Genomic DNA, 22,015 nt, shown 5'->3' with positions numbered 1-22,015 from the left:
GCGGTCCTCCTGCCGGTGTTCAGGGTTTTTCCAGGCGGTGCACAGACGCCCCGGGCAGGCTGGGGTAGTTTGTAGCCGGGGCCACACGGCCCTGCGAGGCATCCCGCGGGCTACCGCCCGCCCGAGGACAGGACGCGTTTTCTCCCATGACAGCTCCCAATACTTCCGGCGCGAGCGCGGCCGGGACCGCACACCCCGAACCCTCAGAGCGCGGCGCCGGGCGCCGCTACGGTCTGGTGGGCCGGTCCGTGGCGGAAGCCGCAGGCACCGCGCTGCTGATCTTCGCAGGCTTCGGACTGACGATCTTCAGCACGCAGGGGGGAGTGCCGGCGCCGTTCGGCTTCGGCCTGGGCCTTGCCGCCGCGATGGTCGCGTTCGGCTATGTCTCCGGCGGCCACTTCAATCCCGCCATCACCGTGGGGTCCGCCGTCGCGGGCCGTACGCCCTGGATCGCGGTGGGGCCGTACGTCGTCGCGCAGCTGATCGGCGCCGTCTTCGGCGTCTTCGTGCTCTGGACCGCCCTCAGCGGATACCCGCAGGTAACCTCCGTGAGCCAGATCTTTGCCCAGTCCGTCAACAGCTTCGGCGAGGACAGCGCCCTCGGATTCCCGCTGGCGGGCGCGCTGCTGCTCGAGGTGATCGCCGCCGCGCTGCTGACCGCTGTGTTCCTGGGAGCCACGGCCGGGTCCGGCCTGCGGGCCGGAGCCGCGCCTTTTGCCGTGGGCCTGACCTACGCGGTGCTGCTGGCCGTCCTGGGGCCGGTGACCGGCGGCGGGCTGAACCCTGCCCGGTCCACCGCCCCGGTGCTGTTTGCCGACTTTTCCGGCGGCGAACAGCTGTGGCTGTTCTGGGTTGCTCCGCTGGTGGGCGCGGTCATCACCGGCCTGATCTACCGCAGCATCGACCTGGTCCCGGGCTCCGCGGAGCGCATGGACGATGACGCCGCTGTGGCCGGTCCTGCGGCGGAGGGGGAGCGGACGGAGGTCCGCACGCAGCCCCGGACCGGTGCTGCCGCAGGCACCGCCGGGACCGCCGGGGCCACCGGCACCGCCGCGACCGCCGCGACCGCCGCCGGGCCGGCTGCCGCCGGAGAAACCGGAAGGCCTGACGACACGGCCGGCGACGCGGCGCACAGCTTCGACACGCCCGGCGACGACGGCGACGGCGAGGGCCGGCGCGGCCGCAGCTAGGACCGCAGCCCGTCGGCCGCCTATAGCGCACCCGGCCGCCCCCCCCGCCGGTTCCGGAATCCGGAACTGTCGGAGGGGGCGGGTAGGTTGAAGGTATGCGGATTCTCCACACCTCCGACTGGCACCTCGGCCGTTCCTTCCACGGCGTCGGCATGCTTGAAGCGCAGCGGGACTTCCTGGCCAGGCTGGTCGAGACGGTCACGGAACACGGCGTTGACGCGGTTCTGGTGGCCGGAGACGTGTATGACCGTGCCCTGCCGGGCGTCGACGTGGTCCGGCTGCTTGACGAGGCCCTCGCGGCGGTCACCGGCGCCGGCGCCCAGGTGATCATCACCTCCGGCAACCACGACTCCGCCGCGCGGCTGGGCTTCGGCGGGCGGGTCCTGGAGCGCGGCGGGGTGCATCTGCGCACCCGCCCCGCCGACCTGGACCGGCCGGTGCTGCTCGGCGGCCCCGCGGAACAGGGCAGCGGCCGGGGCACCGAACCGGTCGCCGTCTACGGAATCCCTTATCTGGAGCCGCGGCTGGCCGCCGCCGAATTGGGCGTGGACCGTCCCTCGCATGAGGCCGTCCTGGCCGAGGCAGTGCGGCGGATCCGCGCAGACGTCTCCCGCCGGGCCGCCGACGGGGCGCCGGTGCGGCCCGTGGTGATGGCCCACGCCTTCGCCAGCGGAGGCCTCAGCTCCGACAGCGAGCGGGACCTCGCAGTAGGAGGGGTGGGGGCCGTCCCGCTGGACCTGTTCGACGGCTTCTCCTACACGGCTCTGGGGCACCTGCACGGCCGGCAGGTTCTCGCCCCCGCCACCCGCTACAGCGGCTCCCCGCTCGCCTATTCATTCTCCGAAGCCGGCCAGGAAAAGGGCGCCTGGCTGCTGGACTTCGGCGATGGCTTTGCGCCCGTGGTGGAGCCGGTGTCCTGGCCGCAGCCCAGGCGCCTGGCCGTACTCCGCGGCGAGCTGGAGCAGCTGCTGTCGGATCCCGCTCTGGCCTGGGCCGAGCAGGCCTGGTGCCAGATCACGCTGACCGACCGCGAGCGGCCCGCCCGCGCCATGGACCGGCTCCGGCAGCGCTTCGCCGACACCCTGGTGCTGTCCTTCGACCCGCCGCCCGGTGCCGACGGTCCCGTCCAGACCTACAGCCAGCGGATGGCCCGCGCCGCCGACGATCTCGATATCTGCTGCGGGTTCCTGGAGCACGTGCGGTCCCGCGCAGCGGACGACGCCGAGCGCTCGCTGATCGCCGAAGTCCTGGCTGCCGTCCAGGCAGAGGAGGTGACGGCATGAGGATCCATCGGCTCGAGATCCAGGCCTTCGGGCCGTTCGCCGAACGGCAGGTCATCGACTTTGACGAGGTCGGGGCGCAGGGGCTGTTCCTGCTTAACGGGCCCACCGGTGCAGGCAAGACCAGCGTGCTTGATGCGATCTGCTTCGCCCTGTACGGGGGCGTGCCCGGGGCGCGGCAGCAGGCCAAAAGGCTGCGCAGCGACCACGCCGAACCGGCTGCCGTTCCCGAGGTCGTCCTGGAGTTCTCCTCCGGCTGCCGCCGGCTGGAGGTGACCCGGTCACCGCAGTGGGAACGGCCGGCCAAGCGCGCCGGAGGGCGGGCGACGGTGACGGAACAGGCGCGGACCCTGCTGCGTGAACTGGTCAGCGGGCAGTGGATGGAGAAGTCCGCCCGCAACGACGAAGCGTCCGCGGAAATCCAGGCGCTGCTCGGCATGAACAAGGAACAGTTCACCCGGGTGGTGATGCTGCCGCAGGGCGACTTCGCCGCATTCCTGCGCGCTGACGCCACCGAACGTGCGGTCCTGCTGCAGAAGCTCTTCGGCACCGACCGGTTTGAGCGCGTGGAGGAGCAGCTGCGGCTGGAGGCGGCCGCGGCCGAAGCGAAGCTCGCAGCGGAGCAGCAGGAACTGGACCACGTCCTGCGGCGCGCCGACGACGAAATGCTCCGCCACCGCGAGGACCTGTTGGTGACGGAAGACGGAACCCAGGCCGGCGGGGGCCCCGGGGAACCTGACGAGGCAGACGCAGCCGGAGATGACACGGCGGCGGCCGCGGATGAGGCGGCCGATCCGGTCCAGCGCATCGCAGCAGCAGAGGACCGGCTGAGGACCCGGCTCAAGCAGGCCGAAGAGGACCTCGCCGGCGGCGAAGCGGCGGTGGCCGAAGCCGACCTGGCCTGCACCGCGCTGCACGCGCGGCGGGAACGCGGCTTGGAGCGCAGCCGGCTGGCCCGGGACAAGGAGCGCCATCTCCAGGAGGAGGCGTCACTGGAGCCGGTTCGGGCACAGCTGCAGGCCCACCGGCACGCGTGTGCCGTGGCGGGCGTGCTCGACGCGTGGCAGGCCGCGGCGGAGGCGGCCGCGCAGGCCGAAGACGCTGCGGCGGATGCGGTCGATGCCCTGGCCCGCCGCCTGCAGGAGCCGCCCCTGGCCTACGGCGCCCTGCCGGCTGAGCGCGACGCGCTGGCAGAGGCGCTGACCGGGCTTGACTACACCCTGGCCGAGGACCTCGCCGCGGCCAGGGCCGGGCTGGCGGAGGAGGAGCGGGCCGCGCAGCTCGCGGCGGAGGCCACGCTTGCCGCCGACCAGGCCGCCCAACACTCCCGCGGTGCCGAAGCGGCCGCCGCCGAACGGCTCCGGCTGCGCGCTGAGCTCGATGCCGTGGAAGCGGACCTGGAGCGGCTCAAGGACGCCGGGGCGGCGCTGCAGGGCCTGCGACGGGACCTCGCCGAGGCTGAGGCGACCGCACAGGCGGTGGCCGCCTTCCGGAAGGTCGCGGCAGCCGCGGCGTCCGCGGCAGCCGGTGCCGCCGACCTGCGCGGCCGCTACCAGGACCTGCGCGGGCAATGGCAGGACGCCGTCGCCCGCCGGCTGGAACAGGCCGCCGCCGACCTCGCGGCCGGGCTCGTTCCCGGCAGCTCCTGCCCGGTGTGCGGAGCCGTGGAGCATCCGGCGCCCGCACCACCGCCTGCGGAGGGCGAAGCCGTTGATCGGGAGGCCGAGGAGCAGCTGCGCGAGAAGGTCACGGCAGCCGAAGAGGACTGGGAGGCGGCGCGGCGCGAGGCCGAGGCGCTGGCCCTGCAGCAGGAGGGCCTGCGCGCGCAGGGCGGCGACGGTGACGCCTCGGACGCCGCCGGGCGGGTTCAGGCGCTGCAGCAGGCAATACAGCAGGCCGTCCGCGAGGCCGAAGCCCTCGCCGCCGGCGAACAGCGCCGGGAACAGCTCCTGGCCCGGCAGCAGGGCCACGCCGAGGCCGAGCAGGAAGCCCGCGTGGCGGAGGCCGCGGCCCGGACCCGTGCGGCGGAAGCACAGCAGCGCGCCGCCGAGCTGGCGGCCAGGACCGGAGAGCTGCGCAGCGGGTTCGACACCCTGGCCGGGCGCGTCGCGGTCCTCACTGAACTGCGCCGCCTGGTTGAAGCGGCGCGCACGGCGCTGGGCCGGGCCGAAGCGCGCGCTGCCCGAAGCCTTGAGGCGGAGGCCGCCCTGGCTGCGGCCCTGGCCGGCACCGAGTTCGCCGACGCCGGCGCGGTCCGCGGGGCGCTGCTGGACGAGCCCCTGGCGCGGCAGCTGCAGGAGCGCGTCGAGGAGCACGAGGAGCAGGGCCGGCGGCTTGCCCTGCGGGAAGAGGCACTGGGCGGGCAGGACGACGACGGCCGGCCGCTGCCCACGGAGGATGAGATCGCCGCCGCCGAGGCCGGCCTGGAATCCCTGCGGCAGCGGCGCCGCGCAGCCGACCTGCTGGTGCAGCGGCTGCGGGACTCAGCCGATGTCCTCGCCGGGTACGCGGTGCAGGCGCGCGCGGTGAGCGCGCGGGTGGAACCGCTGGCGGCCCGCTGCGAGCTGCTGCGCGGGGTGGCCGACGCCGCCCGGGGGGCGGGGGAGAACCGCTACCGGATGGCCCTGAGCACCTACGTCCTGGCCGCGCGGCTCGAGCAGGTGGCCGCCGCCGCCACGGAACGGCTCGCGGCGATGACCGGGGGCCGCTACGCCCTGGTGCACAGCGACGCCCGGTCCGGGAACCGCAGGGCCGGGCTCGGGCTGCACGTGATTGACGGATGGACCGGCCAGCGACGCGATACCGGTACCCTCTCCGGCGGCGAGGGATTCATGGCGTCGTTGTCACTGGCCCTGGGCCTCGCCGACGTGGTGCAGCAGGAAGCCGGAGGCGTCAGCATCGAGACCCTCTTCGTCGACGAGGGATTCGGCAGCCTCGACGACCAGTCACTGGAACAGGTGATGGACGCGCTGGAAGGCCTGCGCGACGGCGGCCGGGTGGTCGGGCTGGTCAGCCACGTGGCCGAAATGAAACAGCGGGTCACCTCCCAGCTGCAGATCGTCAAGGGGCGTCGCGGCTCACACATCGTCACCAGGCTGACCGGCGGCGACATCGGGTAGAATGGCGGGGAAAGCCGGGTCCCGCGCATCGGGAGGAGGGACGATGCGCACAATTTTTCCTGTCAAAGGTCAAATGAGTATCCGCACTTCTTCTTCAGCCTCATCCGATGTCCACACCGAATCCCCCCGGGACCCCGCCGCCGACAGCGCGGGTGTTTCCGATGCCGCCGGGTCGGAGCTGACCGGCAGCCGGTTCGGACGGATCCGCCGCCTTGCCGGCGGAAGCTTCTTCACCATCGCCTTCCTCGCCCGCCTGCCCCTGGCCATGCTCACCGTCGGCGCCCTGACGCTGGTCACCGCGGCCAGCGGCTCCTACGCCACGGGCGGTTTCGCCGCCGGAGCGGTAGGCATCGGTTCCGCGATCGGCGCCCCCGTCGTCGGTTTCCTGGCCGACCGCCTGGGCCAGCGCGGCGTCCTGCTCACCACCGCCGTCCTGAATCCGCTGGCCATCGGCGCGACCTTGCTCGGCGCCGCGGCGCTCGAGCCGGACACCGCTCCCTGGGCCGTACTGGCCGCATGCCTGCTGATGGGCGCCTCCACCCCGCAGGTGGGCCCCATGGCCCGCGTCCGCTGGATGGCCCTGACGTCCCGCCGGGGATCGGCGCAGGACCTGGACACGGCGCTCTCCTATGAGGGGACCGCCGACGAACTGACCTTCGTGCTCGGGCCGGCGCTGGTCGGCCTGCTTGCCTCTGTGATCGCCCCCTGGCTGCCCCTGGCGCTGGCGGCTCTGCTGACCGCCTCAATGGTCACCGCCTTCGCCCTGCACCCGACCGCCTGCGTCGTTGCCGGCGGCCGCAGCGGCAGGGCCGCACCGGCCCCGCTTTCCCTGCGCGCAGGGGCGACGATCGCCGTGCCCGTGCTGGGCATGCTGGCCATGGGCACATTCTTCGGCTCCATGCAGACCAGCCTCACCGCGTTCAGCGGAAGCTTCGGCATGACCTCCGCCGCCGGCCTGCTCTACGCCGTGATGGGGCTCAGCTCAGCCGCAGCGGCACTGTCCGTCGCCTACTGGCCGGCCCGCATCGGGCCGGTGGCCCGCTGGCTGCTTTCCTCGGCCGGCATGTTCGCCCTGGTCTGGCTGGTCCTGCTGCCCGCTGATGTCCCCACCATGGTGGTGGCGCTGTTCGTGCTCGGCATTCCGGTCGGTCCGACGATGGTGAGCATTTTCGCCGTCGGGTCCGTGGTCGCACCCCGCCACCTGGTGGGGACGGTGATGACGCTGCTGGCCAGCGGCACCGTCGCAGGCACCGCCCTCGGGTCCGCGCTGGCCGGCCCGCTCGCCGAGGCCCACGGCCACGGCGCGTCGCTGCTGGTGCCCGCCGGGGCGGCCACCGCCATGCTCCTGCTCAGCCTTGCCGCACACCTCGTCCTTCGCCGCAGCACGCGCGCCTGAACCGGTCCGCGCCCCTGCATGGTTACCCGTGCTTTCGGCAGGCTCTGGCCGAGGACCCGAAGGTGGCTTAGTATCGATGAAAGCGCAGGTGGGAGCCATATCCGCCTGTGGAACCGGATCAAGGAGCACCGATGAGCGAATCCCAGAAGGAAAACGGCGGGGCCGGCCCCGAAGGCACCATCCCCGCGCAGGAAGACGGCGTCGGGGCCGCCACGACGGATGAGCCCACGAGCTTCGAGCCGGAGGAGGATCCCGAAGCCGCCGAGGACCAGGGCAACAGCTAGCCGGACAGTGACATGAGGAAGGCCCCCGGGATTGTCCCGGGGGCCTTCCTCATGTGCACCAGGCAGGCAACGGCTGCCGCAGGCTCAGAGGGACGGGGCGTGGTCCGGCGGCTGCGGAATGAAGATGTTTCCGGTGGTGATGCCTCCGGTGACCTGGTCTTCGGGCGCCGGTCCGGCAGCCGGCGGTTCCGGGAGTGACTGCTCGGGCTCAACCGCCAGGGAGCGCAGGGCCACAGCCGCCTCGTGGGCTTCCGGGCGCTCGTCGATCCGGCGGGACGTCATGGCCCGCAGCAGGTCGGTCCATTCCGGTCCGACGTGGGCGGGAATCTCGGGATCACGCAGCAGCCGGGCCACCGCGGATTCAACGATCGGCCCGGGGAACGCCTTTTCTCCGGTCAGGCATTCCAGCAGCACCAGGCCCAGGGAGTAAATGTCGGAGCGCGGCGTGACCTCGCCTCCGGAGGCCTGCTCCGGGCTGAGGTAGCTGGCGGTGCCGATGGTCGCGCCGTGCGCCGTGGCGACCGTGGCCTCGATCAGCCGGGCGATGCCGAAGTCGGTCAGGCGCGGGTAGAGCCGGGTGTCCTGGTCCGCCTGCGGAAACAGCAGGATGTTGGCAGGCTTCACGTCCCGGTGGATGACGCCGTTGGTGTGCACGTAGTTCAGCGCGTCGGCGAGGTCGGCGCCCAGCGTGGCCGTGGTCAGGGCCGGCAGCGGGCCGTTCTTCAGGCGGCGGCGCAGGTCCGGCCCGTCGACAAGCTCCATCACGAGGTAGCTGGAACCACGGCCGGTCTCGTCGTGGTAGACACCGGCGTCGAGCAGGGTCACCAGGCCGGGATGGTTCAGGGTGGCCAGCAGCGAGGTCTCCGTCTGCTGGCGGCGCTGTTCGTCATCGCCGACGGCGCTGGGCTGGAACAGCTTCACCGCCACTTCACGCCCGAGGTTTTCGTCCACCGCGCGGTAGACAGCAGCCGCACCGCCGGAACCAATCAGCTCAACGGTCCGGTACCGCTGTCCCAGGAGTACATCCACGGGTGTCCTCCTCGAGGTTCATCAAACAAATCATCAGCAGACTGAGGAAAATTTCTCCACGAAAGTCCGCCTCGACCATCCTATCTTGTCTTTCTAGCTATTTAGACAATGCGGATAAGCCGTAGCCAAAACGAGATAATCGCTGCGTCTGCGGGGACCGTGGCCCCCGCAGACGCAGCGATTATCCGGCGAGGAACCCGATGGCAGCGGTCTTAAAGGCGCGCGAGGTCACCGCGTTGGTGTGCGTCCTGGCGGGCAGCCGCACCAGTTCGGCCTGTCCGCTGAGCTCCACGAGCTCGTCAGCGCTGGCCGCGAGATCGTCCCGCTCGCCGGCGACCAGGAGCAGGGGCATCGACGGTACGAGCGCGGCAGGAGTGAACGGCTCACACTTAATCGCCTCCACCATCTGCAGCAGGGCGCCGATGTCGTTCCCGGGAGCGAGCTGAGCCATCTTCAGCAGCTCCGCCGTCCGCGCATCGGCCACCGGTTGCCCGCCCGCCAGCTCTTCCCGGGCACCGTCAAGGTCGAAGTCGGCCAGCGGGTCCCCGCTGCCGGGCCCGCCGAGCACCATGCGGTGGACCAGCTCGGGCTGGGTCGCGCCGAACTCCCAGGCCAGCCTGGAGCCGAGCGAGTACCCGATGATGTCCACGCCGGAGTCCGGGTCGTCCTCGGCCAGCGGAGCCGCCCCGGCGTCCTGCAGCAGCTGCAGCAGTTCGGCGCGCAGGCGGCTGGGCCGGTATTCCTCCCGGTCCGCCGGCGCCGGGCTGCGCCCGTGGCCGGGCAGGTCAACGGTGATGACGGTGCGTCCGGCCGCGGTCAGCGCCGCGATCCAGCCCGAATCCTCCCAGTTGAGCTTCGTCGAGGAGGCGAACCCGTGCAGCAGCAGGACCGGGCGCCCGACGGCGGCGGCGCCGTCGGGCGTGTGGGTCTCACTGAACAGCCGGGGAGCGGTGCCCTCGACCAGGTGGGACTCGACCCCCATGCTCAGTCCTCGTCGAGGTTGACGGCGGACAGGCGGACCCGGCGCCGGGCCGGCCCCTCCTGCGGGACGGTGCCGACGATGCCGGCCGTGTCGTCGGGAACCTCGAAGACGATGAGCGGCTCGCCCACGTTGATCTTCTCGCCCGGCTCGCCGTAGATGCGGGCCACGAGGCCGGCCTGCGGGGAGGGCAGTTCAAGCGCGGACTTGGTGGTCTCCACCTCGACCAGCGGCTGGTTGCGCTCCACCTGGTCGCCGACGGCGACGAGCCATTCCAGGACGGTGGCCTCGATCAGGCCCTCACCGAGGTCGGGCAGGGGGAAGGGAATTTCAGCCACGTCGGTACTCCAATACTCGCTGGATCCCGAAGAGGATCCGGTCAATGTTCGGGATGTATTCATCTTCGAGGTCACCCGAGGGATACGGTACGTCGAATCCGGTGACCCGCTCAACGGGCGCCTTGAGCGTGTCGAAGCAGTGCTGCGTGACGAGCGCGGCCACCTCGGCGCCCAGCCCGGAGGTCAGGGGCGCCTCATGCACGACGACGGCGCGGCGGGTCCGGGCGACGGACGCGGCCAGGCCGGCGGCATCGATCGGCTTGAGCCAGCGCAGGTCCAGGACCTCGACCTCGATGCCGTCCTCGGCGGCCAGCTCGGCCACCTGCAGGCAGCGCGCCACCATGGCGCCCCAGGCGATGAGGGTGACGTGCCGGCCGGGCCGGACGACCTTGGAGCCCAGCGGCGAACCGCCGTCGGCCAGGTCCACCTCGGCCTTCTGCCAGTAGCGGGACTTCGGCTCCATGAAGATCACCGGGTCCGGCCGGGAGCCGGCGTACTTGAGCAGATGGTAGGCCTCGTGCGGGCTCGACGGCGAGACCACCTTGAGCCCGGGCACGTGCGCGAAGAGCGCCTCGAGGGACTCGCCGTGGTGCTCGGGGGCCCGGATGCCGCCGAAGCTGGGCACCCGCAGGGTGATCGGCATCGGCAGGGTGCCCCGGCTGCGGTAGTTCATCCGCGCCACCTGGGTGATGATCTGGTTGACCGCCGGATAGGCGAAACCGTCGAACTGCACCTCGGGGATGGGGTGCCAGCCGGCCATGGCCATGCCGACGGACAGGCCGAGGATGCCCGATTCGGCCAGCGGGGTGTCGAAGACCCGGTCGGCGCCGAAACGCTGCTGCAGGCCGTCGGTGATCCGGAAGACGCCGCCCAGCCGGCCGACGTCCTCACCGAGAACGGCGGCCTTGGGGTTGGCTTCGAGGATTTCGGCCAGCGCCCGGTTCAGGGCCTGCTGCATGGACAGCGTCTCGGTGCGCGGGCCGGTGCCGGCGGGGGCGACGGCGTCCACGGACTGCTCCTGGGCGGCGGTGCCGCCGGTGTTGGCCTCTGCGGCGGCGAGGTCCGACGCACCGGGGGCGGTGCTCAGCTTCTCAGACATGCTCGGACTCCTCTCGCCAGGCGGCGGCCTGGGCCTGCAGTGCTTCGGTGGGTTCCTGGAAGACGAAGTCGAACAGCTCGCTGCCGGGGCGCGGCTGCAGCGCCATGACGCCTTCGCGGACGCGGTCCGCCTCGGCGGCGCCGGCGGCCCGCGCTTCGTCGAGGAACTGCTGGTCGGCAATGCCCTCGGAGAGCAGCCGGGAGGCCAGCAGCTCCAGCGGGTCGGTGCCGCCGTCGCGCCGTTCCTCGTCCAGGCTGCGGTAGCGGCCGGGGTCGTCGGAGGTCGAGTGCGGGCCGCGTCGGTAGGTCATGGCCTCGATGAGGACCGGGCCCGCACCGGAGCGGGCGTGCTCCAGGGCGGCCCTGGTGGCCTGGACGACGGCGGCGACGTCGTTGCCGTCCACGGTGATGCCGGGCATGCCGTAGCCGGCCGCGCGGGCGGCGACGCGGCCGCCGGCGACCTGGGACTCGGTCGGCAGGGAGATGGCCCAGCCGTTGTTCTGGACGAAGAAGACCACCGGTGCCTTGAGCACGCCGGCGAAGTTCATCGCCTCGTGCACGTCGCCCTGGGAGCTGGCGCCGTCGCCGAAGTAGGTGATCGCCGCGCCGTCGGAGCCGTCCAGGCGCTGGGTGTGTGCCCAGCCGACGGCGTGCAGCACCGAGCCGCCCACGACCGCCTGGATCGGGGCGAGCCGGGTTTCGACCGGGTTGTACAGGCCGCCGTGCCAGGAGGCCTTGTGGGTGGACATGTACTGAACCATGTCCACGCCCATGGCCTGGGCGACGCCCATTTCACGGTAGGTGGGAAAAACGAAGTCGCGGGAGGTGTCGACGGCGAAGGCGCTGCCGACCTGCGCGGCCTCCTGGCCCAGTTCGGGGGCGTAGCCGGGAATGATGCCCTGGCGCTGCCAGGCGACGGCGGCGACGTCGAGTTCGCGCACCGCCGCGAGTAGCCGGTACAGCCGGCGCAGCTCGTCCGCGGTCAGCGCCGGGATGCTCGTGGTGTTTAGGTCCATGGAGGAAACGTAACTGTGGCTGGCATCACTGAGCAAAGCGGCGCGGAAACGCTGTGCAGCGTGTACAGATCGTGCCGCCTTGCGCGGTCTTGGCTAGGCAATCTGTACAGTTGGAGAGACGATGCCGCAACTCTAGGAGGCCCCGCCCATGTCCGTGGATTCACTCGACGCCCGCCTGGTGCGCCTGTTCACCGACGATCCCCGGATGTCGGTGCTCGAGGCGAGCCGGGTGCTCGGCGTTGCCCGGGCAACGGTGCAGGCGCGCCTGGACCGGATGCAGCGCGAAGGCGTCATTGCCGGGTGGGGGCCGCGGATCGATCCGGCTGCCCTCGGGTACGACGTCGTGGCCTACTGCTCGCTGGCGATCGCCCAGAACCGGGGCCACTCCGCGGTGGTGGAGGCGCTGTCGAGGATTCCGGAGATCCAGGAGGTGCACACCGTGTCGGGGGAGAGCGACCTGCTGGCCCGCGTGGCCGCCCGGTCCAACTCCGACCTGCAGCGGGTGCTGGACTCGATCGTGGCCACGGGCACGATCATGCGCTCCTCCTCGGTGATCGTGCTCAACACGCACTTCGAACACCGCACGCTGCCGCTGCTGGATGCCGCAGCCGCCGACGGCGCGCCGCGCGGGCGGGGTGCCCGCGCCGGCCGTCCCGCCGGCGACTGACCTGCCGCATGGTGTCATAACCGGGCGCACTGCTGCGGGATGAGTTAGAGTCAGCCTGACCTTAACCATTTCCCATCATTCCCACCCCCGTGCCGCGGCCCCCTCCGGGACCCCGGCCGCACCCGGACAGGAGGCGGAACCGTGCATCTGCCCTTCGCCAACGTCTCCGAACGCGAGCAGCAGCCGCCCAGCCTGGCGCTGTCCACGGTGATCTTCGCCCTGCGCCCCGATCCGCGGACCGGTCGCAGCTCGCTGTGGCTGCCGCTGGTCCGGCGGATCCGCCAGCCGTACCGGGACCAATGGGCGCTTCCGGGCGGACCGCTGCTGGCCCGTGAATCCCTCGCTGCCGCCGCGGCCCGCAACCTCGCCGAAACCACCGGCCTGGCCCCCCGGTACCTGGAGCAGCTCTACGCGTTCGGCGGGCCCGAGCGCTCGCCGGCACCCCGCGTCGTCTCCATCGTCTACTGGGCGCTGGTCCAGCCCGACGAGGCGGCGCTGGCCCGCGAAGAGGAGAATGTGCGCTGGTTCGAGGCGGGCAGCCCCGGAGAGCTGGCCTTCGACCACAACGACATCGTCGCCTACGCCCTCTGGCGGCTGCGCAACAAGATGGAGTACGGCTCCATCGCCTACGCGTTCCTGGGCGAGAAGTTCACCCTCGCCCAGCTGCGCGAAGTGTACGAGGCCGTGCTCGGCCGGGAGCTGGACCCGGCCAACTTCCGCCGCCAGCTGCGCAGCGCGGCGGACATCGAACCCACCGACGAATACCTGCAGGGCGGCCGGCACCGCCCGCCCCGCCTGTACCGCTACACCGGTTCCCTGGCCGCCGCCTCCGGCGCGCCGTCGTCCACCCACCACCTGGAGCAGCCATGACCATCGCCCCCTCCGCCGGCGTCGCCGCCGCCGTCCGCCTGCTGACCGGCGCCGAAGCCGCCGCCGGTTCCGCCTCCAACGGCGTCTGCACCCCGGGCCTCGCCGCCGCGCCCTGGGAGCTGGACGCCGCGCCCGCGCCGGCGTACGGCCCGGGCGCCTCGCTGGCCGACCCCGCGCCGGCCGGCACCCCGCGGCAGGGGCCGCTGCCCGAGGAGTACCGGCTGGCCTCCGACGAGGAGCTGGAGGAACGGATCCGGGCCGCCCGGCGCACGCTCGGGGACCGCGCCGTCATCCTCGGCCACTTCTACCAGCGGGACGAGGTCGTGCGGCACGCCGACTTCGTGGGCGACTCCTTCCAGCTCGCGCAGGCGGCGCTGGACCGCCCCGACGCCGAGGCGATCATCTTCTGCGGCGTGCACTTCATGGCCGAAACGGCGGACATGCTCTCCGGGCCGGAGCAGGCCGTGATCCTGCCGAACCTTGCCGCCGGATGCTCGATGGCGGACATGGCGGACATCGACTCCGTCACCGACTGCTGGGATCAGCTGACCGACCTGTTCGGTGATGCGCCCGACGCCGCAGGCCGGCAGCCGGTGATCCCGGTGACCTACATGAACTGCTCGGCGGACCTGAAGGGGTTCGTGGGCCGGCACGGGGGCATCGTCTGCACCTCCTCCAACGCGGCCACCGTGCTGCAGTGGGCCTTCGAGCGCGGCCGGCGCGTGCTCTTCTTCCCGGACCAGCACCTGGGCCGCAACACCGCCAAGGCGATGGGCGTGCCGCTGGAGGCCATGCCGATGTGGAATCCGCGCCTGCCGCTGGGCGGCAACACGCCGGAGGTCCTGGACAAGGCGCAGGTGCTGCTGTGGAACGGGTTCTGCTCGGTGCACAAGCGCTTCACCGTCGCCCAGATCGAGAAGGCGCGGGCCGAGCATCCCGGCGTGCGGGTGATCGTGCATCCCGAATGCCCCATGCCCGTGGTCGACGCGGCAGACGAGGCCGGCTCCACCGACTACATCCGCCGGGCCATCGCAGCCGCGGAACCGGGCAGCACGTTCGCCGTCGGCACCGAGATCAACCTGGTGAACCGGCTGGCCGCCCAGCATCCCGAACACACGATCTTCTGCCTCGATCCGGTGATCTGCCCCTGCTCCACCATGTACCGCATCCACCCGGGCTACCTGGCCTGGGTGCTGGAGGAACTGGTGCAGGGCCGGGTGGTCAACCGGATCAGCGTGCCCGACGACGTCGCGGTGCCGGCCCGTGCCGCGCTGGAACGGATGCTGGCGGCCCGCCCGTGACGGTCGTCGTCGTCGGCTCCGGCCTGGCCGGGCTCTGGACCGCGCTGTGCACCGCGGCGGCCTGCCCCGGGGAGGACATCGTGGTGGTGACCAAGGGCCGTCCGGGCGAGGGCAACACCGCCTGGGCGCAGGGCGGCATCGCCGCCGTCCTGGCCGAGGGGCAGGACCCCGGCGACAGTCCGGACCGCCATGCCGCGGACACACTGGCGGCGGGGGCCGGCCACGGCAGCGCGGAGGCGGTACGGCTGCTCTGCACGGCGGCGGACGGGCAGATCCGGAACCTGGTCCGCGCCGGAGCCCGCTTCGACACCGGCCCCGACGGCGCGCCGGCGCTGGCCCGGGAAGCGGCACACTCCTTCCGGCGCATCCTGCACATGGGCGGCGATGCCACCGGGGCGGGGATCATCGCCGCCCTGCTGCCGGCCGTGCGCTCGCGGCCGAACATCACCGTCCTGCCGGGAACCATGGCGGTGCGCGTGCTGCTCGACGGCGGCCGGGCCGCGGGCCTGGACATGCTCTCGGGCGGGGCCCGGCGCAGGCTGGCGGCCCGCGCCGTCGTGCTCGCCGCCGGCGGCGCCGGGCAGATGTACGAGCACACCACCAACCCGGCCTCCGCCACCGGCGACGGCGTGGCCCTGGCCGCCCGGGCCGGTGCCCGGCTGCGGGACCTGGAGTTCCTGCAGTTCCATCCGACCTCGCTGGATGTCCCCGGCAACCCGCTGATCTCCGAAGCCGTCCGGGGGGAGGGCGCGGTGCTGCGCGACGACGCCGGGCTGCGGTTCCTTCCCAGCTACGCCCGGGACGCGGAACTGGCGCCGCGTGACGTCGTGGCGCGCGGCATCGCCGCGCATCTGGCCGCCACGGGCGGGCGCCGGGTCTGGCTCGACGCCACCGGGGCCGCGGCCCTCCACGGGCCCGGCTGGCTGGAACGCCGCTTTCCCGCGCTGGCCGCCCTGACCCGCGGCCACGGCTGGGACTGGGACCGCGAACCGGTTCCCGTGGTGCCCGCCGCGCACTACTGGATGGGCGGCGTGGCCACGGACCTGTCCGCCCGGACCTCCGTCCCGGGACTTTACGCCGCCGGAGAGACCGCCTGCACCGGCGTCCACGGCGCCAACCGGCTCGCCTCCAACTCGCTGCTCGAAGCCCTGGTCTTCGCCGCCCGGGCGGCAGCCGCGCTCGCCGCACCGGTCGGGCAGCGGGCACCGGCTGAAGAGGCAGCGGCCGAGGCGGTGTCCGGAACCCGGGCGGCTGTCGCAGAGTCCGGCGCGCCCGCGCCCTCCGGCGTGCCTGACGCCGTCCCCGACGCCGTGCCCGCCCCCGACGTCGTCCGGCGGCTGATGAGCGCCCATGCCGGTATCCTGCGGTCCGGGCCCGGCCTGAGCCGCGCACGGACCGCCATCGCCCAGGCAGCGGCACCGGAGGCAGCCGACCCGGCCGCCCACGAAGCCGCCAACCTGGCCACCTGCGCCGCCCTGCTGCTGGAGGCGGCGCTCGCCCGGCCGGGCAGCCTCGGCGCCCACCACCGGACCGACGACCCGGCCGCCGCCGGCAGCTCGGTCGCCGGCAGCTCGGTCGCCGTCGCAGCCGAAGAAGTCACAGCCGGAAAAGCCCCAGCTGAAGCAGCCGGAGCCGAAGAAGCCACCAGGAGCCTGATCCCATGACCACCGCCCACTCCTACACCCCGGGCGGACTCTCCGCCGCACCGTCCGCGGTACCTGCCGCACCGCCCGGACCTGCCGTACCGCCCGCACCGGTGACCCGGGCCCCGGCAGCCGGCCCCGCTGCTCCGGCCCCGGGGGCACCGGCGCCGTCGTCCGGCGCTGGGCCCGCCGGCTGGGGGACCGAGGGCCCGGAACCGGCCGCGGTCGGGGCGATCGTCCGGGCCGCGCTCGCCGAGGACCTGCCGTGGGGGGACCTGACGTCCGCTGCGCTCATACCGCCGCAGGTGCAGGCAACGGCGTTCCTCACGGCGCGCGAACCCGGCGTCTTCTGCGGCGGCGCCGTCATCGAAGCGGCCTTCCGGGCGCTGGACCCGCAGGCCCAGGTGCTGCTGCTGGTGCAGGACGGCGACGGGTTCGACGCCGGCGGACTGCTGGCCGAGGTCAGCGGCAACGCCCGGGCCGTGCTGGGCGCCGAGCGGGTGGCCCTGAACCTGGTGCAGCGGCTGAGCGGCATCGCCACGCTCACCGCCGCGTTCGTGGCCGAAGCCGCCGGAACCAAGGCGCGCATCGCCGATACGCGCAAGACCACGCCCGGCCTGCGGGTGCTGGAGCGCTGGGCCGTGCGCTGCGGCGGCGGTGCGAACCACCGCTTCAGCCTTTCGGACGCGGTGATGGCCAAGGACAACCACCTGGCCCTGCTCACGGCCGCGGGGCTGGACCTCGCCCCGGCGCTGCGGGCCGCCAAGGCGCGGCTGCCCCACACCGTGCACTTCGAGGTGGAGGTGGACCGGCTGGACCAGATCGAGGAGGTGCTCGCCGGCGGCGCCGACACCGTCCTGCTGGACAACTTCAGCCTCGAGGACCTGCGCCGCGGGGTGGAGCTGATCGCCGGCCGGGCGCTGGTGGAGGCCAGCGGCAACGTCCGGCTCGGGACCGTACGGGCCATCGCCGAAACCGGGGTCGACATCATCTCCGCCGGCGCGCTCACCCACAGCGTCCGGGCCCTGGACCTGGGCCTGGACGTGAGCTTCGACGGCGGCGCACCGGAGGAACGCGCATGATCTACCTCGACGCCGCCGCCACCGCGCCCGTGCGCGAGGAGGTGCTGCAGACCATCGCGCCGCTGCTGACCCGGGACTTCGGCAACCCCTCCAGCAGCCACGGCGCCGGCGAAACCGCGGCCCGGGCCCTGGACTACGCCCGGCGGACCGCCGCCGGGGTGCTCGGCTGCCGTCCGGGAGAGATCGTCTTCACCTCCGGCGGCACCGAGGCCGACAACCTGGCCGTCAAGGGCTGGGCCCTTGCCGCTCCGCGGGGCCGGCACCTGGTCTCCTCCGCCGTCGAACATCCCGCCGTCCTTGAGTCCCTGGACTTCCTGCGCCGGGTCCACGGCTTCCGCGTCACCCTGGTGCCGGTGGACGCCGCCGGCCGGGCCGACCCGGAGGCGTTCCGGGCCGCGGTCACCGCGGAGACGACGCTGTGCACCCTGATGTACGCCAACAACGAGGTGGGCACCGTCCAGCCCGTCGCCGAGGTGGCCGCGCACTGCCGGGCAATGGGCGTGCCCTTCCACACCGATGCCGTGCAGGCGGCCGGCTGGCTGCCGCTGGATGTCGGCACGCTGGGCGTGGACGCCATGAGCATCTCCGGGCACAAGCTGGGCGCGCCCAAGGGCTGCGGGCTGCTCTACATGCGGGGGTCGCTGCCGCTGGAACCGCTGCTGCACGGCGGCGGGCAGGAGCGCGGCCGCCGCTCCGGCACCGAAAACGTGGCCGGCGCCGTCGCCGTGGCCACCGCGCTGGCCCTGGCCGAAGGCGGGCGGAGCGAGGCCGCGGAGCGGATCGGCCGGTATCGGGACCATCTCGTGCGCCGGGTCCTGGCCGAGGTGCCGGAGGCGGTGCTGACCGGGCACCCGGAGCAGCGGCTGCCCGCCCATGCCTCGTTCTGCTTTCCGGGCACCAGCGGGGAATCGGTGCTGCTGGAGCTGGAACGGGCCGGAGTGCAGTGTTCCAGCGGCTCCGCCTGCGCTGCGGGCCGGGACGAGCCCTCGCCCGTGCTGACGGCCATGGGCTATGACCCCGACACCGCCGGCACCGCGGTCCGCTTCACCTTCCCGACCTCGGTGACGGAGGCGGAGGCGGCGCTCGCCGCCTCCGTCGTCGGGCCCGCAGTGGCGCGGGTGCGCGGCCTGGCTCCGCGCACCTGACGCCGGAGCCCGGGCCGGTTCCGCAACGCGCCGGCGGGCCGGACCGTCGTTCGCAGCGGTCGGCGTGAGCGCCGTTACACTGCCTGCATGCGCATCCCCTCCCGGCGGGCCGCCCGGTTCCGCGGCCCTGCGGCCCCGCCGATCCGCCCTGGCACGGCGGCACCGGGCTCCGCCGCTCCAGCCCGGGCCGCATCCCGTCCACCCGCCGGTGCCGCCGAGCAGGACGCCGCCGACCTGGGCGCGGAGGCGGCCGGGCGCCTGGCCCGGCTGATCCGCTGCCGCACCGTCTCCTCCCGGAACGCCGCGGAGGTGGACACCGGCGAGTTCGAGGCGTTCATCGCGGAGCTGCGGCAGCTCTATCCCACCGCCCACGCCGTGCTGGAGCACGAGCGGGTCAACGGGTACGGCCTGCTCTTCCGCTGGCCGGGGCGCGCCGATGGGCAGCCGGTGGTGCTGATGGCGCACTATGACGTGGTGCCCGTGGCGGACGCGGACGGGTGGATGCATCCGCCGTTCTCCGGAGCGGTGGCCGACGGGTTCATCTGGGGCCGCGGCGCCCTCGACGACAAGGGCGCGCTCGCGGCGATCATGGAGGCCGTCGAAGCGCTGGCCGCCGACGGCTTCGTCCCGGCGCGGGACGTCTACCTCTCGTTCGGCAACAACGAGGAGACCGCCGGAGACACCGCCGCGGCGGCCGCGGCGCTGCTGGCGGCCCGTGGGGTGCGGCCGTGGCTTGTCCTCGACGAAGGCGGCGCCGTCGCGTCGCAGGCCTTTCCCCTCATCGCCGCCCCCATGGCCGTCATCGGAGTGTCCGAGAAGGGGATCCTCGACGTCGAGCTGTCCGCGGAGGATCCCGGCGGGCATGCCTCCACGCCGCGCCGCGGCGGAGCGACCGCCCGGCTGGCCCGGGCCATCCTGCGGATCGACCGGCGGCCTTTTCCGGTGCTGCTGCCGGACGTGCCGGTGGAGATGCTGCACCGGCTGGCCCCTGCGGCGCCGCTGCCGCTGCGCCCCGTGCTGCGCCGGGCCCATCGGCTGCGGCCGGCGCTGGCCGCCGCGTTCAGCAGGCTGGGCGGGGAACCGGCCGCGATGGTGCGCACGACGGCGGCGGTCACCGAACTGCGCGGCTCGCCGGCGTCCAACGTGCTGGCGACCCGGGCGTCGGCCAACGTCAACATCCGGGTGGCGGTGGGGGAGGACATCGCCGGTACCCTGGACCGGCTCCGCCGAATGATCGCTGATCCGTCCATCGCGCTGCGGGTGGTCGAGGGCACCGAGCCCTCCCCGGTGTCCGGAACCGCCAACGACCAGTTCCGGCTGCTGGAGGAGACCGTCACCGCCGTGTTTCCCGACGCCGTGCCGGCCCCCTACATCATGCTCGGCGGCAGCGACGCCCGCCGAGTCACCGGCATCAGCGACGCCGTCTACCGGTTCGCCCCGTTCCGGATGGACGCGGCCGCCCGGGCCTCCATCCACGCCGACAACGAACGGCTGGGCGTCGAGGCCTTCGGCGAGGGCATCCTGTTCTACCGGCGGCTGCTGCAGGCCCTGCCGGCGGCCCGGCAATGAGCGCGCCCGCCGCCGGCCTGCGCCGGCTGGGCCCGGTGGTGCTCTTCCTGGCCCTGGTCGAGGTCACCAGCGGCATCCTGCAGGGCTACTACACACCGATCCTGACCGACATCGCCCGGCACCTGCGGATCGCCGACGGCGACGTGAACTGGTTCGAGGCGGCGCAGCTGATGCTCAGCGCCCTCGCCGTGCCGGTGCTGTCCCGGTTGGGGGACCTGTACGGCCACAAGCGGATCCTGATGGTCTCCACGGTCCTCACCGCTGCGGCCTCGTGGGGCGTCGCGCTGGCCCCGGACTTCTGGACCTTCCTGCTCGCCTGGTCCCTGCAGGGCTTCTACGTGGTGTGGCTGCCGCTGGAAGTGGCGCTGATCTACGGCCGCGCCGCCGCTGAACCGGACCAGGCCGCACTGACCCGCCGCGCCGCGGGGCTGCTGGTGGGAGCCCTGCAGTTCGGCGTCATCGTGGGGGCGCTGGCCGCCGGCGTCCTGGTGGAGGTCTTCGCCGGGAACCTGGCCCTGACCCTGGCCGTGCCCGCCGCCGCCGTGACGGCGTGCATTGCCGCCGTGCAGTTCGGGGTTCCCGACACCGGCGTCCGCGGGACCGGCGGGGTGGACCGCACCGGATTCGCCCTGCTGGCCCTGGCGCTGCTGCTGCTGACCTCGGGGCTGACGTTCCTGCGGATCAACGGCCCCCACACCGGATGGGTGTGGCTGGTGCTGGCGGCCGGGCTGGGGGCCTTCGTGCCCTTTGTCCGCTGGGAGCTGGGACGGAAGGACCCGCTCGTGGATATGCGGATGCTGCGCAGCCGGCGCATGTGGCCGGTGCAGCTGACCGCCGGACTGTTCGGCATCTCGGTGCTGGGCGCGCAGGCGCCGATGTCCACCTTCGCCCGCACCGACCCGGAGGTCCACGGCTACGGGCTGGGCCTGTCGGCCGGGTCGGTCTCGCTGATCATCGGCGCCTACGTGCTGTCGGTGCTGGCCGGGGCGCTGCTCTTTCCGGCGGCCGCCCGGCGCACCACCCCGCGGAACACCCTCTGCGGCGCCGCCGTCCTGGTGGGCCTGGGCTACGGCCTGCTGCTGCCGCTGCACGGCAGCCTGGTCCAGGTGCTGGTCAACATGGTGATCGCCGGCCTCGGCTCCGGCGCACTGGTGGCCGCGCTGCCCGCAGCTGCGGCGGCGGCCGCCCCGCCGGACCGTACCGGAATGGCCACGGGACTGACCAACACCACTAAGACCGTGGGCGGATCGTTCGCCTCGGCGGTGTTCGGCATCGCCCTGCTCGGCGCGGCGGCCGGCAGTGTGGGCGATGTGGCCGGCGGCGACGCCGCGGCCCCGCTGGCGGGCTACCTCACGGTATGGGCGGTCTGTTCGGGCACGGCCCTGGTGGCCGCGGTGCTGCTGACGGCGGTGCCGAAGCTGGCCTTTGCCGATGTGCCGCCGGGCGTGGCCGCCGGTTGAACGCCGGCTGACCCGGTGGCCCGGCGGATCAGCCCTTGGCGGCGGCCCTCGGCCGGCGGGTACCGGCCGCGCGGACCTTCGCCTTCGGCTCAGGCACCGGCAGCCCGCCCCGGAGCTTGTCGGTCAGCCGGCGCAGCTCCTCGAGCTCGTCGGCGTCGAGGGCGGCGGTCATCATCTCGTGGATGTCGCGCACGTGGACCCGGCCCAGCCGGCGCTGGACCTGGCGGCCCTCCTCGGTCAGCGAGAGCTCGACGCCGCGCTGGTCCTCGGCCGCGGGGCGGCGGCACACCAGCCCCTTGGCCTCGAGGCGCTCGACCATCCGGCTGAGGCTGGGCTGGCTGAGCAGCACATGTTCGTTGAGTTCGTTCAGGCGCAGCCAGCCGGTGGGGCAGCGTGTGAGGTTGAACAGCACGTCATATTCCCTCATGGTGAGGTCCTTGAACTCCGGGCTGCTTTGCAGGCGTCGCATCACCGCCACCTGGGCACGGAACAGGGACTCCCAGGCCTCGGCGGCCTGCTTCACGGGAACGTTGCTCTCCACGGACATCC

Annotated in this window: 19 protein-coding genes; 13 read left to right on the top strand and 6 right to left on the bottom strand. The window is 73.2% G+C overall.

Annotation, left to right across the window (positions count from 1 at the left end; translation table 11 throughout):
• The first annotated feature begins 146 nt into the window (after positions 1-146).
• The 5 genes from AC5RV6_RS00250 (at position 147) to AC5RV6_RS00230 (ending at position 7,269) form a co-directional block, all read left to right on the top strand.
• Positions 147-1,190 carry an MIP/aquaporin family protein gene (locus AC5RV6_RS00250; protein ID WP_494005282.1) on the top strand — a complete coding sequence of 348 codons (1,044 nt, stop codon included), beginning with the start codon at positions 147-149 and terminating at the stop codon, positions 1,188-1,190.
• Positions 1,191-1,285: 95 nt separating this feature from the next.
• Positions 1,286-2,473: an exonuclease SbcCD subunit D gene (locus AC5RV6_RS00245; protein ID WP_494005281.1), complete on the top strand. Its 1,188-nt coding sequence runs from the start codon at positions 1,286-1,288 to the stop codon at positions 2,471-2,473.
• On the top strand, positions 2,470-5,589 hold the full coding sequence (locus AC5RV6_RS00240; protein WP_494005280.1) for an AAA family ATPase: 3,120 nt from the start codon (positions 2,470-2,472) through the stop codon (positions 5,587-5,589). The genes AC5RV6_RS00245 and AC5RV6_RS00240 overlap by 4 nt, the downstream gene beginning before the upstream one ends.
• Before the next feature lie 73 nt (positions 5,590-5,662).
• Entirely contained in the window at positions 5,663-6,985 is a 1,323-nt protein-coding gene (locus AC5RV6_RS00235; protein ID WP_494005279.1) for an MFS transporter, read from the top strand.
• 131 nt (positions 6,986-7,116) lie between these two features.
• On the top strand, positions 7,117-7,269 hold the full coding sequence (locus AC5RV6_RS00230; protein WP_494005278.1) for a hypothetical protein: 153 nt from the start codon (positions 7,117-7,119) through the stop codon (positions 7,267-7,269).
• 84 nt (positions 7,270-7,353) lie between these two features.
• Here AC5RV6_RS00230 and AC5RV6_RS00225 read toward each other — a convergent pair whose 3' ends face one another.
• From AC5RV6_RS00225 to AC5RV6_RS00205, 5 genes are all read right to left on the bottom strand, one after another.
• The gene (locus AC5RV6_RS00225; protein ID WP_494005277.1) at positions 7,354-8,298 is read right to left on the bottom strand and encodes a serine/threonine-protein kinase; all 945 of its coding nucleotides are present in this window, start codon (positions 8,296-8,298) and stop codon (positions 7,354-7,356) included.
• 181 nt (positions 8,299-8,479) lie between these two features.
• Positions 8,480-9,280 carry an alpha/beta fold hydrolase gene (locus AC5RV6_RS00220; protein ID WP_494005276.1) on the bottom strand — a complete coding sequence of 267 codons (801 nt, stop codon included), beginning with the start codon at positions 9,278-9,280 and terminating at the stop codon, positions 8,480-8,482.
• 2 nt (positions 9,281-9,282) lie between these two features.
• The gene (locus AC5RV6_RS00215; RefSeq protein ID WP_494005275.1) at positions 9,283-9,615 is read right to left on the bottom strand and encodes a biotin/lipoyl-containing protein; all 333 of its coding nucleotides are present in this window, start codon (positions 9,613-9,615) and stop codon (positions 9,283-9,285) included.
• On the bottom strand, positions 9,608-10,573 hold the full coding sequence (locus AC5RV6_RS00210) for an alpha-ketoacid dehydrogenase subunit beta (RefSeq protein WP_494006592.1): 966 nt from the start codon (positions 10,571-10,573) through the stop codon (positions 9,608-9,610). Before AC5RV6_RS00210 ends, AC5RV6_RS00215 begins: the two co-directional genes overlap by 8 nt.
• Before the next feature lie 133 nt (positions 10,574-10,706).
• Positions 10,707-11,729, bottom strand: coding sequence for a thiamine pyrophosphate-dependent enzyme (locus tag AC5RV6_RS00205; RefSeq protein WP_494005274.1), 1,023 nt, complete (start codon positions 11,727-11,729; stop codon positions 10,707-10,709).
• 148 nt (positions 11,730-11,877) lie between these two features.
• Here AC5RV6_RS00205 and AC5RV6_RS00200 point away from each other — a divergent pair, with 148 nt between their 5' ends.
• The 8 genes from AC5RV6_RS00200 to AC5RV6_RS00165 all read left to right on the top strand — a co-directional run bounded on the left by AC5RV6_RS00200 (position 11,878) and on the right by AC5RV6_RS00165 (position 21,466).
• Positions 11,878-12,396: an Lrp/AsnC family transcriptional regulator gene (locus tag AC5RV6_RS00200; protein ID WP_494005273.1), complete on the top strand. Its 519-nt coding sequence runs from the start codon at positions 11,878-11,880 to the stop codon at positions 12,394-12,396.
• Positions 12,397-12,537: 141 nt separating this feature from the next.
• Positions 12,538-13,266: an NUDIX hydrolase gene (locus AC5RV6_RS00195; RefSeq protein WP_494005272.1), complete on the top strand. Its 729-nt coding sequence runs from the start codon at positions 12,538-12,540 to the stop codon at positions 13,264-13,266.
• Complete coding sequence (gene nadA, locus AC5RV6_RS00190; RefSeq protein ID WP_494005271.1) at positions 13,263-14,567, top strand: quinolinate synthase NadA; 1,305 nt, start codon at positions 13,263-13,265, stop codon at positions 14,565-14,567. Before AC5RV6_RS00195 ends, nadA begins: the two co-directional genes overlap by 4 nt.
• Positions 14,564-16,231 (top strand): L-aspartate oxidase, encoded by a 1,668-nt coding sequence (gene nadB, locus AC5RV6_RS00185; protein ID WP_494005270.1) that lies wholly within the window; start codon positions 14,564-14,566, stop codon positions 16,229-16,231. The genes nadA and nadB overlap by 4 nt, the downstream gene beginning before the upstream one ends.
• Positions 16,228-17,292, top strand: coding sequence for a carboxylating nicotinate-nucleotide diphosphorylase (gene nadC, locus AC5RV6_RS00180; RefSeq protein WP_494005269.1), 1,065 nt, complete (start codon positions 16,228-16,230; stop codon positions 17,290-17,292). Before nadB ends, nadC begins: the two co-directional genes overlap by 4 nt.
• A complete protein-coding gene (locus tag AC5RV6_RS00175; RefSeq protein WP_494005268.1) occupies positions 17,289-18,437 on the top strand; it encodes a cysteine desulfurase family protein in 1,149 nt (382 codons plus the stop codon). The genes nadC and AC5RV6_RS00175 overlap by 4 nt, the downstream gene beginning before the upstream one ends.
• Before the next feature lie 87 nt (positions 18,438-18,524).
• Positions 18,525-20,006 carry a M20/M25/M40 family metallo-hydrolase gene (locus AC5RV6_RS00170; protein WP_494005267.1) on the top strand — a complete coding sequence of 494 codons (1,482 nt, stop codon included), beginning with the start codon at positions 18,525-18,527 and terminating at the stop codon, positions 20,004-20,006.
• Entirely contained in the window at positions 20,003-21,466 is a 1,464-nt protein-coding gene (locus AC5RV6_RS00165; protein ID WP_494005266.1) for an MFS transporter, read from the top strand. The genes AC5RV6_RS00170 and AC5RV6_RS00165 overlap by 4 nt, the downstream gene beginning before the upstream one ends.
• A gap of 28 nt (positions 21,467-21,494) precedes the next feature.
• On the opposite strand, the gene AC5RV6_RS00160 is transcribed toward AC5RV6_RS00165, so the two are convergent.
• Positions 21,495-22,007, bottom strand: a complete 513-nt coding sequence (locus tag AC5RV6_RS00160) for a MarR family winged helix-turn-helix transcriptional regulator (protein WP_494005265.1) — start codon at positions 22,005-22,007, stop codon at positions 21,495-21,497.
• Between the last annotated feature and the right edge of the window lie 8 nt (positions 22,008-22,015).

The organism is Arthrobacter saudimassiliensis, from assembly GCF_059090665.1.
This window is presented reverse-complemented; position numbering and strand designations above follow the sequence as displayed.